The organism is Mesorhizobium sp. M8A.F.Ca.ET.161.01.1.1, assembly GCF_004792105.1.
Lineage (GTDB): Bacteria > Pseudomonadota > Alphaproteobacteria > Rhizobiales > Rhizobiaceae > Mesorhizobium.
This window is the reverse complement of record NZ_SRTD01000003.1, coordinates 65,255-79,709: the sequence shown is the minus strand read 5'-3', so window position 1 is coordinate 79,709 and position 14,455 is coordinate 65,255. Positions and strand designations below refer to the sequence as shown.

General features: G+C 63.0%; 13 protein-coding genes. 12 read left to right on the top strand and 1 reads right to left on the bottom strand.

All coding sequences use genetic code 11. The features are described 5' to 3' along the window. Positions 1–113 precede the first annotated feature (113 nt). The 7 genes from EN804_RS09030 to EN804_RS09000 all read left to right on the top strand — a co-directional run bounded on the left by EN804_RS09030 (position 114) and on the right by EN804_RS09000 (position 8,581). The gene (locus tag EN804_RS09030) at positions 114–734 is read left to right on the top strand and encodes an NADH-quinone oxidoreductase subunit J (RefSeq protein WP_127276502.1); all 621 of its coding nucleotides are present in this window, start codon (positions 114–116) and stop codon (positions 732–734) included. Between the two features lies 1 nt (position 735). Next, complete coding sequence (gene nuoK, locus EN804_RS09025) at positions 736–1,044, top strand: NADH-quinone oxidoreductase subunit NuoK (protein ID WP_127276500.1); 309 nt, start codon at positions 736–738, stop codon at positions 1,042–1,044. Positions 1,045–1,054: 10 nt separating this feature from the next. After that, positions 1,055–3,028, top strand: a complete 1,974-nt coding sequence (gene nuoL / locus EN804_RS09020; protein WP_135919215.1) for an NADH-quinone oxidoreductase subunit L — start codon at positions 1,055–1,057, stop codon at positions 3,026–3,028. Next, the gene (locus EN804_RS09015; RefSeq protein ID WP_127276496.1) at positions 3,028–4,533 is read left to right on the top strand and encodes an NADH-quinone oxidoreductase subunit M; all 1,506 of its coding nucleotides are present in this window, start codon (positions 3,028–3,030) and stop codon (positions 4,531–4,533) included. The genes nuoL and EN804_RS09015 overlap by 1 nt, the downstream gene beginning before the upstream one ends. 19 nt (positions 4,534–4,552) lie before the next feature. Further along, positions 4,553–5,989 (top strand): NADH-quinone oxidoreductase subunit NuoN, encoded by a 1,437-nt coding sequence (gene nuoN, locus EN804_RS09010; protein WP_127276494.1) that lies wholly within the window; start codon positions 4,553–4,555, stop codon positions 5,987–5,989. A gap of 4 nt (positions 5,990–5,993) precedes the next feature. Then, positions 5,994–6,815: a biotin--[acetyl-CoA-carboxylase] ligase gene (locus EN804_RS09005; protein WP_135919214.1), complete on the top strand. Its 822-nt coding sequence runs from the start codon at positions 5,994–5,996 to the stop codon at positions 6,813–6,815. A gap of 95 nt (positions 6,816–6,910) precedes the next feature. After that, positions 6,911–8,581: a ribonuclease J gene (locus EN804_RS09000; protein ID WP_135919213.1), complete on the top strand. Its 1,671-nt coding sequence runs from the start codon at positions 6,911–6,913 to the stop codon at positions 8,579–8,581. Positions 8,582–8,602: 21 nt separating this feature from the next. On the opposite strand, the gene EN804_RS08995 is transcribed toward EN804_RS09000, so the two are convergent. Continuing rightward, a complete protein-coding gene (locus tag EN804_RS08995; RefSeq protein ID WP_246693402.1) occupies positions 8,603–9,388 on the bottom strand; it encodes an MBL fold metallo-hydrolase in 786 nt (261 codons plus the stop codon). Positions 9,389–9,584: 196 nt separating this feature from the next. Between EN804_RS08995 and mce the strand changes: the two genes are divergently transcribed. From mce to EN804_RS08970, 5 genes are all read left to right on the top strand, one after another. Beyond that, complete coding sequence (gene mce, locus EN804_RS08990; protein WP_127276488.1) at positions 9,585–9,989, top strand: methylmalonyl-CoA epimerase; 405 nt, start codon at positions 9,585–9,587, stop codon at positions 9,987–9,989. Next, entirely contained in the window at positions 9,986–10,270 is a 285-nt protein-coding gene (locus EN804_RS08985) for a DUF1467 family protein (protein ID WP_127276486.1), read from the top strand. The genes mce and EN804_RS08985 overlap by 4 nt, the downstream gene beginning before the upstream one ends. A gap of 650 nt (positions 10,271–10,920) precedes the next feature. Beyond that, positions 10,921–12,249: a proline--tRNA ligase gene (gene proS, locus EN804_RS08980; protein ID WP_127871575.1), complete on the top strand. Its 1,329-nt coding sequence runs from the start codon at positions 10,921–10,923 to the stop codon at positions 12,247–12,249. Beyond that, entirely contained in the window at positions 12,246–13,532 is a 1,287-nt protein-coding gene (locus tag EN804_RS08975) for a lipoprotein-releasing ABC transporter permease subunit (protein WP_127871574.1), read from the top strand. Before proS ends, EN804_RS08975 begins: the two co-directional genes overlap by 4 nt. Beyond that, a complete protein-coding gene (locus EN804_RS08970; protein ID WP_189524476.1) occupies positions 13,484–14,212 on the top strand; it encodes an ABC transporter ATP-binding protein in 729 nt (242 codons plus the stop codon). Before EN804_RS08975 ends, EN804_RS08970 begins: the two co-directional genes overlap by 49 nt. The last annotated feature ends 243 nt before the right edge of the window (positions 14,213–14,455 follow it).

The window sequence follows — 14,455 nt, the reverse complement described above, 5'->3', positions numbered from 1 at the left end:
GTATTTCAACCCGATCGGAACATGCGATAGGACAACGCGGCTTCGGTACGACGAAGCCAGAGACAACGAACAGGGCGAGTGTCCTGTTTGGACAGGAACCCGGGGGATCCCCAATGCTGAGTGGACTAGAGGCGGCCTTTTTCTACCTCTTCGCCTTTGTCGCGGTGGCATCGGCGTTCATGGTCATTTCGTCGCGCAACCCCGTGCATTCGGTGCTGTTCCTGATCCTGACCTTCTTCAACGCCGCCGGCCTGTTCATGCTGACCGGCGCCGAGTTCCTGGCGATGATCCTGCTCGTCGTCTATGTCGGCGCGGTCATGGTGCTGTTCCTGTTCGTCGTCATGATGCTCGACGTCGACTTCGCCGAGATGAAGGAGGGAGCCCTGCAATACGCGCCGATCGGTGCGCTGGTCGGGCTGATCCTGGCGGCGGAGCTGATCGTCGTGCTGGGCGGCTACACATTCGCCCCGAAGCTCGCCGCGACGGTCGCAAAGCCCATCCCGGATCTCGCCGCGCGCTCGAACACGGCAGCGCTCGGCGACATCCTCTATACCGACTACCTCTACTACTTCCAGATTTCGGGCCTCATCCTGCTGGTTGCCATGATCGGCGCCATCGTCCTGACGCTGCGGCACAAGGAAGGGGTCAAGCGGCAGTCGATCGCCGCCCAGGTCGGCCGCACCGCGGCGACCGGCATGGAAATCCGCAAGGTCAAGTCGGGCGAAGGAGTCTGAGATGGTCGTCGGCATCGCACATTATCTGACCGTATCGGCTGTTCTGTTCACGCTCGGCGTGTTCGGCATCTTCCTCAACCGCCGCAACATCATCGTCATCCTGATGTCGGTCGAATTGATCCTGCTCGCGGTCAACATCAACTTCGTCGCCTTCTCGGCGGCGCTCGGCGATCTGGTCGGCCAGGTGTTCGCGCTGTTCGTGCTGACGGTCGCGGCGGCTGAAGCCGCCATCGGACTTGCCATTCTCGTCGTCTTCTTCCGCAACCGTGGCTCGATCGCGGTCGAAGACGTGAACACCATGAAGGGTTGACGGGGCGACTATGTATCAAGCGATCGTCTTCCTTCCACTGCTCGGCTTCCTGATCGTCGGCCTGTTCGGCAACGCGCTCGGTGCCAAGGCATCCGAATACATCACCTCCGGCTTCCTGGTGATCGCGGCCGTGCTGTCATGGGTCGCCTTCTTCAGCGTCGGTTTCGGCCATGGCGAGGTGTTCACCGTGCCGGTGCTGCACTGGATTCAGTCCGGCGGGCTGGACGTCTCCTGGGCGCTGCGGATCGACACGCTGACGGTGGTGATGCTGGTGGTGGTCAACACCGTGTCGGCGCTGGTTCACATCTATTCGATCGGCTACATGCACCACGATCCGAACCGGCCGCGCTTCTTCGCCTATCTGTCGCTGTTCACCTTCGCCATGCTGATGCTGGTGACGGCTGACAACCTCGTGCAGATGTTCTTCGGCTGGGAAGGGGTGGGCCTCGCGTCCTACCTGCTGATCGGCTTCTGGTACAAGAAGCCATCGGCCAATGCTGCGGCAATAAAGGCCTTCGTCGTCAACCGCGTCGGCGATTTCGGTTTCGCGCTCGGCATTTTCGGCCTCTTCGTGCTGTTCGGCTCGGTCAATCTCGGCACCATCTTCGCCAATGCGGCGACGTTCATTCCCGCTGAAGGCGCGCCACAGGGTGCCGCTGTGCTCACCTTCCTCGGCCATGCGCTCGACAAGCAGGCGGCGATGACCGTCGTCTGCCTGCTCTTGTTCATGGGCGCCATGGGCAAGTCGGCGCAGGTGCCGCTGCACACCTGGCTGCCCGACGCCATGGAGGGCCCGACCCCGGTGTCGGCACTCATCCATGCCGCCACCATGGTGACGGCCGGCGTGTTCATGCTGGCGCGGCTGTCGCCACTGTTCGAGCTGTCGCATTCGGCGCTGACGGTGGTGACCTTCATCGGCGCCTTCACCGCATTCTTCGCCGCGACCGTCGGTCTCGTCCAGAACGACATCAAGCGCGTCATTGCCTATTCGACCTGCTCGCAGCTCGGCTACATGTTCGTGGCGCTCGGCGTCGGCGCCTATGGCGCTGCCATCTTCCACCTGTTCACGCATGCCTTCTTCAAGGCGCTGCTGTTCCTTGGCTCGGGCTCGGTCATCCATGCCGTCTCCGACGAGCAGGACATGCGCAAGATGGGCGGCTTGAGGAAGCTGATCCCGACCACCTACTGGATGATGGTGATCGGCACACTGGCGCTGACCGGCGTCGGCATTCCCGTGACCGTGATCGGCACCGCCGGCTTCTTCTCCAAGGACGCCATCATCGAGACGGCCTTTGCCGGCCATAATTCGGCTGCGGGCCTGGCCTTCGTGCTGTTGGTGATCGCCGCCGGCTTCACCTCCTTCTATTCCTGGCGGCTGATCTTCATGACCTTCCATGGCGAGCCGCGGGCGAGCCACGATGTGATGCATCACGTCCATGAATCGCCGCCGGTGATGCTGGTGCCGCTGTTCATCCTGGCGGCCGGCGCTTTGTTTGCAGGCATCATCTTCCACGGCGCCTTCATCGGCGAGGGCTATGCCGAATTCTGGAAGGCGTCACTGTTCACCCTGGCGGACAACCATATCCTGCACGAAATCCACGAATTGCCGCTGTGGGTCGAGCTGTCGCCCTTCATCGCCATGCTGATCGGCCTGGCATTGGCCTGGAAGTTCTACATCCGCTCGCCGGAAATGCCGGTCGATCTCGCCGCGCGGCATCGCGGGCTCTACGCCTTCCTGCTCAACAAGTGGTACTTCGACGAACTCTACGACTTCCTGTTCGTGCGGCCGGCCAAGCGCCTCGGTTCCTTCCTGTGGAAGACCGGCGACGGGACCATCATCGATGGCCTGGGGCCTGACGGCGTTTCGGCGCGCGTCGTCGATGTCACCAACCGCGTCGTCAAGCTGCAGACCGGCTACCTCTACCACTATGCCTTCGCCATGCTGATCGGCGTTGCCGCACTCGTCACCTGGATGATGCTCTGATGACCGCCTGGCCAATCCTCTCGCTGGTCACCTTCCTGCCGTTGGTTGGTGTGCTGCTGATCCTGTTCATCAATGATGACAGTGAAAACGCACGCCGCAACATCCGCGCCATCGCGCTGTTGACCACGACATTCACGTTCATCATCTCGCTGTTTATCTGGACCGGCTTCGACAATTCGCAGGCCGGCTTCCAGTTCGTTGAGAAGGTGGCCTGGCTCGACTCCGGCATTTCCTACCATATGGGCGTCGACGGCATTTCCATGCTGTTCGTCATCCTGACGACCTTCCTGATGCCGCTTTGCATCCTGGCGTCGTGGGAAGCGATCGAGAAGCGCGTCAAGGCGTACATGATTGCCTTCCTGCTGCTGGAAACGCTGATGATCGGCGTGTTCTGCGCGCTGGACATCGTGCTGTTCTACGTCTTCTTCGAGGCCGGCCTGATCCCGATGTTCATCATCATCGGTGTGTGGGGCGGCAAGCGGCGCGTCTACGCCTCGTTCAAGTTCTTCCTCTATACGCTGGCCGGCTCGGTGCTGATGCTGCTCGCCATCATGGCGATGTTCTACCAGTCCGGCACGACCGACATTCCGACGCTCCTGACGCACAGCTTCCCGGCCAACATGCAGACCTGGCTATGGCTCGCCTTCTTCGCCTCCTTCGCGGTGAAGATGCCGATGTGGCCGGTGCACACCTGGCTGCCCGACGCACACGTCGAGGCGCCGACGGCCGGTTCGGTCATCCTGGCGGCCATTCTCTTGAAAATGGGCGGGTACGGCTTCCTGCGCTTCTCCTTGCCGATGTTCCCGCTGGCGTCCGAAATGTTCGCGCCGCTGGTGTTCACGCTGTCGGTCGTCGCCATCATCTACACCTCGCTGGTGGCGCTGATGCAGGAGGACATGAAGAAGCTGATCGCCTATTCGTCGGTCGCCCATATGGGCTTCGTCACCATGGGCATCTTCGCCATGAACCAGGAAGGCGTGCAGGGCGCGATCTTCCAGATGCTCAGCCACGGCCTGGTCTCGGGCGCGCTGTTCCTCTGCGTCGGCGTCATCTATGACCGCATGCACACGCGTGAGATCGCCGCCTATGGCGGCCTCGTCAACAACATGCCGAAATACGCCACCGTGTTCATGGTCTTCACCATGGCCAATGTCGGCTTGCCGGGCACGTCAGGCTTCGTCGGCGAGTTCCTGACCATGCTCGGCGTGTTCCGCGTCAACACCTGGGTGGCGTTCTTCGCCGCCACCGGCGTCATCCTGTCGGCCGCCTATGCGCTCTGGCTCTATCGCCGGGTGATTTTCGGCGCGCTGACCAAGGACAGCCTGAAGGGGCTGCTCGACCTGTCGACCCGCGAGAAGGCGATCATCTATCCGCTGGTCGTGCTGGTCATCTTCTTCGGCGTCTATCCCGCACCCGTCTTCGACGCGACGGCCCAGTCGGTCAAGTCGCTCGTCACCAATGTCACCGCATCCATCGGCGCCGCGCAGACCGCGGCGGCGAACTGACCCAGGGGTTTTGCGAACCATGACGCCGGACCTTCTCTCCAGCCTGTCGCTCTCGACGCCCGAGCTGATCCTTGCCATCGGCGCGCTCGCGCTGCTGATGGTCGGGGCCTATTCGCGTTCCAAAACCGCAAGTACGGTGACCGGCCTTGCCGTGGCCGTGCTGGTGATCGCGGGCGCCTGGCTGATCTTCCACGCAGGGCAGGGCAGCGCCTATGGCCACGCCTTCATCCAGGACTCCTTCGCCCGCTTCATGAAGGTGCTGGCCCTGGTCGGCTCGGCGGTGACGCTCATCATGTCGATGCGCTTTGCCAAGGCGGAGCGTTTCGACAAGTTCGAATATCCGGTGCTGATCCTGCTTTGCACGCTCGGCATGATGCTGATGATCTCGGCCAACGGCATGATCGGGCTCTATCTCGGCCTCGAACTGCAGTCGCTGGCGATCTATGTGCTGGCGGCGATCAACCGCGACAATCTGCGTTCGACCGAAGCCGGCCTGAAATATTTCGTCCTCGGCGCGCTGTCATCGGGCATGCTGCTCTACGGCATCAGCCTGGTCTACGGTTACACCGGCAACACCGGCTTCCAGGAGATCGCGACCGCGCTGGGCAGCGGAGAACGCCAGCTTGGCCTCGTCTTCGGCCTCGTCTTCGTGCTGGCCGGACTTGCCTTCAAGATATCGGCGGTGCCGTTCCACATGTGGACGCCGGACGTCTATGAGGGCGCCCCGACCCCGGTGACGGCCTTCCTGGCGGCGGCGCCCAAGATGGCGGCGATGGCGCTGATCGTGCGCGTCACCATGGGCGCGTTCAAGCCGATCGCTTCCGACTGGCAGCAGATCATCGTCTTTATCTCGATCGCCTCGATGGCGCTTGGCGCCTTCGCCGCCATTGGCCAGACCAACATCAAGCGGCTGATGGCCTATTCCTCGATCGGCCATATGGGCTACGCGCTGGTCGGCCTTGCCGCCAACAGCCAGGCCGGCGTGCGCGGCGTCGCCATCTATATGCTGATCTACCTGGTGATGACGCTCGGCACCTTTGCCTTCATCCTCGCCATGAGGCGCAAGGAAGGCAATGTCGAACAGATCAGCGATCTCGCCGGCCTGTCGTCGACCAACCCGGTCATGGCGACGATCCTGACCATCCTGATGTTCTCGCTGGCCGGCATCCCGCCGCTCGCCGGCTTCTGGGGAAAATGGTACGTCTTCCTCGCCGCCATCAACGCCAATCTCTATGCGCTGGCGATCATCGGCGTGCTGGCCTCGGTGGTGGGCGCCTACTATTATCTGCGCATCATCAAGATCATGTGGTTCGACGAGCCGGTCGGCGGCTTCGTGCCGATGGCCAGCGAATTGCGTGTCGTGCTCGGCGTCAGTGGCGCCTTCGTGCTGTTCTATGTGCTGATCGGCGGGCCGATCGGCACCTATGCCGAAGCCGCCGCCAAGACATTTTTCTGACGGGATGGCATTTCGGCTGGCTCCAACCTCGGCGTCGGAAGGGTTCCGGCTCGAGGCGCATGACAGTGTCGGCTCCACCAACGCGCTGGCGCTGGACCATGCCCGCGCCGGCGACCCGGGCAAGCTCTGGGTCGTTTCCAAGAAACAGGAAAGCGGGCGCGGCCGGCGTGGCCGTGCCTGGGCAACGCCGGAAGGCAATCTGGCGGCGACGCTGCTCGTCATCACCGGCGGTGAACTGCGCCTTGCCGCGACGCTCGGTTTCGTCGCCGGGCTGGCACTGGCCGACGCGCTCGACGCGGCGGTCCCGAAGGGCCGCATTTCGGTAGGCCTAGACGGTGCGAGCCAGGGACAGAACCGCTTCGAGCTGAAATGGCCGAACGATGTGCTGGCGTCCGGAGCCAAGCTGGCCGGCATCCTGCTGGAGTCGGCGATGCTCGACGGCGGCCGCTTCGCGGTGGCGGTCGGCATCGGCGTCAATGTGGTGGCGCACCCGCAGGACTTGCCCTATCCCGCGACATCGCTTCATGCATTGGGCGCTGCCTGCGATGCGGAAACGCTGTTTCTGGCACTGTCGGATGCCTGGAGCGAGAATGCCCGCCTTTGGGACGAAGGACGAGGCCTTGCCGCGATCAGAAAGCGTTGGCTGGCCCGCGCCGCGGGCCTTGGCGGCGAGGTTGCTGTCAGAATTGACGGTAATGTGGTGCGTGGCGTGTTCGAGACCATTGACGAGGACTGCCGTTTCGTGATCCGCGACGATGACGGGGCTGTTCTGACGGTCGCCGCCGGCGATGTTCATTTCGGTGCGGTCGCGTCCGCGCGGGTTTAGTTTTGTTTTTTGGGCAATTCGGGACTGAAAACCGTTAGACACCTTTGCCGGAATTGCTTTAACGGCTTGGCCTGAGGGCCAGGAAGGGAAAAATCATGGCGAAAGCGGACAACGCCGAACTCGTCTTCGTGCCGCTCGGCGGTGTCGGCGAGATCGGCATGAACTTCGCCCTCTACGGCTACGGCCCGCCGAGCGCGCGCGAGTGGATCGTCATCGATGTCGGCGTCACCTTTCCCGACGCCGCGCATCCGGGCGTCGACCTGATTCTGCCCGACACGCGCTTCATCGAGGAGAACCTCGCCAATCTGCGCGGCATCATCATCACCCACGCGCATGAGGACCATTACGGCGCGCTGCTCGACACCTGGCCGAGGCTGAAGGCGCCGGTCTGGATGACGCCGTTCAGCGCCGGCCTGCTGGAAGCCAAGTGGCAGGGCGAGCAGGGCGCGCCGAAAATCCCGCTGACGATCTACCGCGCGGGCGAAAAGTTCACCGTCGGTCCCTTCGAGATCGAAGCCATTCCGGTGGCGCACTCGATTCCCGAACCCATGTCGCTGGCGATCACGTCGCCTGCCGGCACCGTCATCCATACCGGCGACTGGAAGATCGATCCGGAACCGACGATCGGACCCAAGACCGACGAGGCGCGGTTCCGCGCCTATGGCGACAAGGGCGTGCTGGCGCTGATCTGCGATTCGACCAATGCGCTGCGTGAAGGCGAGTCGCCTTCGGAAGTGGCCGTGGGCGAGGGCCTGAAAGGCGTCATCCAGGCCGCCAAGGGCCGCGTGGCCGTCACCACCTTCTCCTCCAATGTCGGGCGCATCGTCTCGATTGCCAGGGCTGCGCGCGATGCCGGCCGCCAGTGCCTGGTGCTCGGCCGCTCGCTGAAGCGCGTCATCGATGTGGCTGACGAGCTTGGCTATATGGACGGGCTGCCGGAGTTCATCGCCGAGGAGGATTTCGGCTTCATCCCGCGCGAGAACCTGGTCATCATCTGCACCGGCAGCCAGGGCGAGCCGCTGGCGGCGCTGGCGAAACTGTCGCGCGACGAGATGAAATCGGTGTCGCTGACGGCGGGCGACACGGTGGTGTTTTCCTCGCGCACCATTCCCGGCAACGAGAAGGCGATCCTCGAAATCAAGAACCGCCTGATCGATCTCGGCATCAAGACCATCGAGGACGGCGACGCACTGGTACACGTCTCCGGCCACCCGCGGCGCAGCGAACTGCGCAAGATGTACGAATGGGTGCGCCCGCAGATCGGCGTTCCCGTGCATGGCGAGGCCGCGCATCTGGTGGCGCAGGGCTCGCTGATGTCGACCTCTGGCATCGGCCAGGTGGCGCAGGTGCGCGACGGCGACATGCTGCGGCTCGCGCCAGGACCCGCCACCATCATCGACCAGGTGCCGTTCGGCCGCGTCTACAAGGACGGCAATCTGATCGGCACCGATCAGGCGATGGGTATTCGCGACCGGCGCAAGCTGTCCTTTGCCGGTCATGTCGCGGTCAATGTCGTGCTCGACGAGAAGTACGAGCTGGCCGGCGATCCCGACCTGGTCGCAATCGGCGTCGCCGAGGCCGATGCCCGTGGCGAGACGCTCGAGGACCTGATGATCGACGCGGCCGTAGGCGCGGTCGATTCGATCCCCCGTCAGCGCCGCAAGGACCTCGACCTCGTGCAGGAGGCGGTGCGGCGCGCGGTGCGCGGCGCGGCCAACGAAGCCTGGGGCAAGAAACCGCTGGTGACGGTTTTCGTCACCCGCTGAAGGCGGCGGCTGGTCAGACGTTCAGCTGATAGCTGCCGGAATCCAGCGAAAGGACCCGCCTGTCTGCCCGACATGGCCCAGGCCCGGAAACGGCATGTGATGGCCGGCGACGAGCAGGCGCCGCTCCGCAGCCATGCTCAGCAGCCGCTTGCGGGTTTCGACCGCCTTTTCCTTGTCGTCGTCGAAATCCGCATGCCACTCCGGACGCTGGATGGACACGACATAGTGCAGGAAAGCGTCCGACCAGATCAGCAATTGCTGTCCGCTGCTTTCGACCAGGAATGCCAAGAGCCCGGGAGAGTGACCGGCCGCGTCGATGGCAGTGATGCCCGGCACCACTTCGTCTCCAGGCGCGATGAATGTCGCGTGGTCGGCCAGGCCGGTGCAAATCCGCCTGAACAGATCACGATTGGCCAACCTTGCCGAGCGCACCGCATTTCCTTCGGTCCAAAAGGCGAACTCGGCCGCGCCGAATACGTATCGCGCTCGGCTGAAGACAGGTTGGCCATTCCTGACCAGCCCGCCAATGTGGTCCGGGTGCCCGTGCGTGATGACCACCACGTCGATGTCATCGGGGCCGAGCCCAAGGGTTTGCAGGCAGTCCGGGAGTGAACCGCCGTCATCTCCGCAGCCAGTGTCGAACAGGATCTTTTCGGAACCGGTGTCGATCAGCGTCGGGATGAAGCAATGCTCGTAGCGATCCTGGTCGATGAAGTTCGAGGCCGCGAGTTCGAGCACCGCCGCCGGCGGCTGTCCGGCCGCGAAGGCCGATGCAAGCTCGTCTCTGATGTCGACGGCATCGAGCAAGGCGGCAACTTTGAACGACCCGAGATCGAAGGTAAAAACACGGGGGCGGGCAGAGCTGATTCAAGACATTGCCGTTTGTACTTCGCCGATATCGGTTGGAACAGGTGCGACAGTGCGCGCTTCCCGAATGGCTGTTGATCGCGGCTGATTTAACGTATGACGCCAGTCATTGGATCTGGGAGAAAGAAGCTCGGACATGCTCGGACGGCTGAACCATGTCGCGCTTGCGGTGCCGGATCTGGCTGCCGCCATTGCAGCTTACCGCAACACGCTCGGCGCCGAACTGACCGAGCCGCAGGCTTTGTCGGAGCATGGTGTCACCGTGGTGTTCGTCAATGTCGGCAACACCAAGATCGAATTGCTGGAGCCGCTTGGCGAGGGCTCGCCGATCGCGGCATTCCTGGCAAAGAACCCGTCAGGCGGCATGCATCATCTCTGCTACGAGGTCGACGACATCCTGGCGGCGCGCGACCAGCTCAAGGCCGCCGGCGCCCGCGTGCTTGGCGACGGCAATCCCAAGATCGGTGCGCATGGCAAGCCGGTGTTGTTCCTGCATCCGAAGGATTTCTTCGGTACGCTAATCGAACTGGAGCAATCATGAGCTGGGTCTCGTTCACCGCCCTGTTTTTCGCGACCTGGTGGGTGGTGCTGTTTGCCGTTCTGCCGTTCAGCGTCAAGACGCAGGACGATGATCACGACGTGACGCTGGGCACGGTTCCGAGCGCGCCGCGCGGGCCGCATATGTTGCGTGCCGTGATCCGCACCACCATCGCGACGGCGATCCTGATGGGCATTTTCTACGGTCTGACGCACGGGCTGGGATACAGCCTCAACGACATCCCGCACATCGTGCCGGATTTCGGCCAGACCCCAGCGAAGTAGAGAGCCGGCAAGTCCTTTCGACCACATCGAGCATCGGATGCTGATTGGGATGCTGCCGCGTTTTCGCCGCCGAACGTCTGGTGACGTAAGGTCACGCAACCTTGCAACTTGCGGCGCTAACCAGATGATTGCACAAAAAAAATGCAAGGCACGAGGCCTTGCAATTAAACGCGTCCGATCTGTTTCCGTTATCCGGCGGCAGCGAGTAACCGCGCCTAGATCGCATCCTCCCAAGACTTTGACCGCGTAGGAGGGCAGATTTTTCTCCGCCCTCTCGGTTATCGGGGCACATTAGCCCAACGGAAATGAAAATGTCACGAAGAATTTTGCCTTGAAACGGGCATTCTCGTGTTGCACTGCACAATAGTGCGGCAGGCTTTGCTTTTGAAACGAACAGGCGAGTTCGACAGAGCCTTTGCGGCATGTTCGCAATTGACGCGCGCAAAGAATTGGCGGCTCGACCCGAAGACGTTCGGCGCGTTCCATTGTCGGCGCCGACTGATCCGGAAGCGAGGGATTCCGGGCCGGAAGGGGGTGATGTATAGGGATGGCCGGGTTTCCATTCCGTCATGAAATCGCTATGAAGCCGGGGCAAGCAAGCCTGCGCCGCGCCGATTCTGGCGTGGCCATTCTCATTCACGGACCAGTCCATGCGTTTGTCGCGCTATTTCCTGCCTATCCTCAAAGAAAATCCGCGCGAGGCCGAAATCGTCTCGCATCGGTTGATGCTACGCGCCGGCATGATCCGCCAGCAGGGGCAGGGCAGTTTTTCCTGGCTGCCGCTGGGCAAGCGGGTGCTGGACAAGGTCTGCAAGATTATCCGCGAGGAGCAGAACCGCGCCGGCGCGCTGGAGATTCTCATGCCGACCATCCAGTCGGCCGATCTGTGGCGCGAGAGCGGGCGCTACAACGACTATGGCAAGGAGATGCTGCGCATCAAGGACCGCCAGGACCGCGACATGCTCTACGGACCGACCAACGAGGAGATGGTCACCGAGATTTTTCGCGCTTACGTCAAGTCCTACAAGGACCTGCCGCTCAACCTCTACCATATCCAGTGGAAGTTCCGTGACGAGGTGCGGCCGCGCTTCGGCGTGATGCGTTCGCGCGAATTCCTGATGAAGGACGCCTATTCCTTCGATCTCGACTTCGAGGGCGCGCGAGCCGCCTATAACAGGATGTTCGTCTCCTATCTCCGGACCTTCACCCGCATGGGCCTGCAGGCAATCCCGATGCGGGCCGACACCGGGCCGATCGGCGGCGATCTCAGCCACGAATTCATCATCCTGGCCGACACAGGCGAGAGCCAGGTCTTCTGCCATCGCGATTATCTGTCGCTTGCCGTGCCCGGCGCGAACACCGACTTCGCCAATGACGGCGAAATTGCCGATATCGTCAAGACGTGGACGACGCCTTACGCCGCGACCGACGAGATGCATGACGAGGCGGCCTGGGAGAAGGTTCCGACAGGCGACCGGGTCTCGGCGCGCGGCATCGAGGTCGGCCATATCTTCCACTTCGGCGAGAAATACTCCAAGCCGATGGGCGCCAAGGTGACCGGGCCCGACGGCAAGGATCATTTCGCCTCGGGCGGCTCCTACGGCATCGGCCCGTCGCGGCTGGTCGCGGCGATCATCGAGGCCAGCCACGACGAGAATGGCATCATCTGGCCCGAAGCGGTGGCGCCGTTCGATATCGGCCTGATCAACATGAAGGCGGGCGACGCCGACTGCGATCGCGTCTGCGACGAACTCAATGCCGCCTTCACCGCGGCCGGCAAGGATGTGCTTTACGACGATACCGACCAGCGGCCGGGCGGCAAATTCGCCACCGCCGACCTGATCGGCCTGCCCTGGCAAGTGATCGTCGGGCCGCGCGGCGTGGCCGCCGGCGAGATCGAGATCAAGAATCGCAAGAGCGGCGAGCGCGTGACGCTGCCGATCGCCGACGCGAAAAAACGCTTCGGTGTCGCCGCATGAGCGAGGCGGCGGCAGCGAGATCGGCCGGCGCCGGCCCTTTTTCCATCTTCGAACGCACGGTTGCGTGGCGCTATTTGCGTTCGCGGCGCAAGGAGACGGTGATCTCGGTGATCGCCTCGATCTCCTTCCTCGGCATCATGCTGGGCGTTGCCACGCTGATCGTGGTGATGGCCGTGATGAACGGGTTCCGCGCCGAGCTTTTGACGCGCATTCTCGGCGTCAATGGCCATCTGATCGTGCAGCCGCTCGATTCGCCGCTTGAGGACTATGCCCAGGTCGCCAGCCGCATCAACGGTGTGGCCGGGGTCAAATACGCCATTCCGCTGATCGATGGCCAGGTGCTGGCGCAAGGCAATGTCGGCGGCGGCAGCGGCGCGCTGGTTCGCGGCATCCGGGGTGAAGACCTCGGCAAGATCGCCATCGTTGCCAGCAACATCAAACAAGGCTCGCTCGACGGCTTCGATACGGGCGACGGTGTCGCCATCGGCAAGCGGATGGCCGAGAATCTTGGCCTGACGCTCGGCGATACCATCACCTTGATCTCGCCGGACGGCGATGTGACGCCGCTCGGGACCACGCCGCGCATGAAGGGTTACAAGATCGCGGCGATCTTCGAAGTCGGCATGTCGGAGTATGACAGCTCCATCGTCTACATGCCGTTCTCCGAGGCGCAGCTCTATTTCAACATGGACGGCCGGGCGCAGACCATCGAGATCTATGTCGACAATCCCGATGATGTCGACGCGCTGAAGCCGAAGGTGGAGGAGGCGGCACAACGCCCCATCGACCTGGTCGACTGGCGCCAGCGCAACGAGACCTTCTTTTCCGCCTTGCAGGTCGAGCGCAACGTGATGTTCATGATCCTGACGCTGATCGTGCTGGTGGCGGCGCTCAACATCATTTCCGGGCTGATCATGCTGGTGAAGGACAAGGGGCATGACATCGCCATCCTGCGCACCATGGGCGCCTCGCGCGGCGCCATCCTGCGCATCTTCCTGATGACGGGAGCGGCGATCGGCGTGACGGGCACACTCGCCGGCGTGCTGCTCGGCGTCTTGATCTGCACCAACATCGAATCGATCCGCCAGTTCTTCTCGTGGATGACAGGCAAGGTGCTGTTCAATCCGGAACTCTATTTCCTCAGCCAGTTGCCGGCCAAGATGGACCCACGCGAGACGACCTATGTCATCATCATGGCGCTGGCGCTGTCCTTCCTGGCAACGGTGTTTCCGGCATGGCGGGCGGCCCGCCTCGATCCGGTCGAAGCCTTGAGGTACGAGTAGTGGCCGAGGTCATTATCGAGCTGAAGAGTGTCGAGCGGCACTACGTCCAGGGGCCGCGCAAGCTCACCATCCTGAACGGCGCCGACTTCTCGCTGCGGCGCGGTGAGATGGTGGCGCTGGTGGCCCCTTCGGGCTCCGGCAAGTCGACGCTGCTGCACACGGCGGGGCTGCTGGAGCGTCCTGACGCCGGAGACGTGATCCTGTCCGGACGCGCCTGTGGCCGGCTGTCCGATGACGAGCGCACCTCGATCCGCCGCAACGATGTCGGCTTCGTCTACCAGTTCCATCATCTGTTGCCGGAGTTTTCCGCGCTGGAAAACATCATGATGCCGCAGCTCATCAAGGGCCTGCCGCGCAAGGAAGCAGGCGAGCGCGCGGCGCAACTGCTCGACTACATGCAGATCGGCAAGCGCGCGTCGCACCGGCCATCCGAGCTGTCCGGCGGCGAGCAGCAGCGCGTCGCCATCGCACGCGCGGTCGCCAATGCGCCCTTGGTGCTGCTCGCCGACGAGCCGACCGGCAACCTCGACCCGGTGACCGCCTCCTACGTCTTCGAGGCGCTGGAGGCGCTGGTGCGGCAATCGGGGCTCGCCGCGCTGATCGCTACCCACAATCATGAACTGGCATCGCGCATGGACCGGCGTGTCACGCTGGCCGACGGCAAGGTGGTGCCGCTGTAAGGAACGGTTCTCGCCTGGAATGTACCGCGCGGGGGTAGCTTAGAATCGCCAGTGAGCGTTCATTGCGATCAGAGTGGACGATATCGCGCTCGTCGCCAGGATGAACAACCAGATTACAAGGTTGCGAGAGAGGCGTCGCCGGCGGCCTTGTCGCATGCGCTTTCGCCAACGGTCACCTTGATTCGCGCCTCCGTACTTCCCCATATCCATCGCCCGGCAGTGCCCCAGCCCAAGAATTATTGC

Excerpts from the sequence above, each read along its gene's own strand:
- EN804_RS09030 (WP_127276502.1), top strand. The coding sequence starts at position 114 with ATGCTGAGTGGACTAGAGGCGGCCTTTTTCTACCTCTTCGCCTTTGTC.
- nuoK (WP_127276500.1), top strand. The coding sequence starts at position 736 with ATGGTCGTCGGCATCGCACATTATCTGACCGTATCGGCTGTTCTGTTC.
- nuoL (WP_135919215.1), top strand. The coding sequence starts at position 1,055 with ATGTATCAAGCGATCGTCTTCCTTCCACTGCTCGGCTTCCTGATCGTC.
- EN804_RS09015 (WP_127276496.1), top strand. The coding sequence starts at position 3,028 with ATGACCGCCTGGCCAATCCTCTCGCTGGTCACCTTCCTGCCGTTGGTT.
- nuoN (WP_127276494.1), top strand. The coding sequence starts at position 4,553 with ATGACGCCGGACCTTCTCTCCAGCCTGTCGCTCTCGACGCCCGAGCTG.
- EN804_RS09005 (WP_135919214.1), top strand. The coding sequence starts at position 5,994 with ATGGCATTTCGGCTGGCTCCAACCTCGGCGTCGGAAGGGTTCCGGCTC.
- EN804_RS09000 (WP_135919213.1), top strand. The coding sequence starts at position 6,911 with ATGGCGAAAGCGGACAACGCCGAACTCGTCTTCGTGCCGCTCGGCGGT.
- mce (WP_127276488.1), top strand. The coding sequence starts at position 9,585 with ATGCTCGGACGGCTGAACCATGTCGCGCTTGCGGTGCCGGATCTGGCT.
- EN804_RS08985 (WP_127276486.1), top strand. The coding sequence starts at position 9,986 with ATGAGCTGGGTCTCGTTCACCGCCCTGTTTTTCGCGACCTGGTGGGTG.
- proS (WP_127871575.1), top strand. The coding sequence starts at position 10,921 with ATGCGTTTGTCGCGCTATTTCCTGCCTATCCTCAAAGAAAATCCGCGC.
- EN804_RS08975 (WP_127871574.1), top strand. The coding sequence starts at position 12,246 with ATGAGCGAGGCGGCGGCAGCGAGATCGGCCGGCGCCGGCCCTTTTTCC.
- EN804_RS08970 (WP_189524476.1), top strand. The coding sequence starts at position 13,484 with ATGGCGGGCGGCCCGCCTCGATCCGGTCGAAGCCTTGAGGTACGAGTA.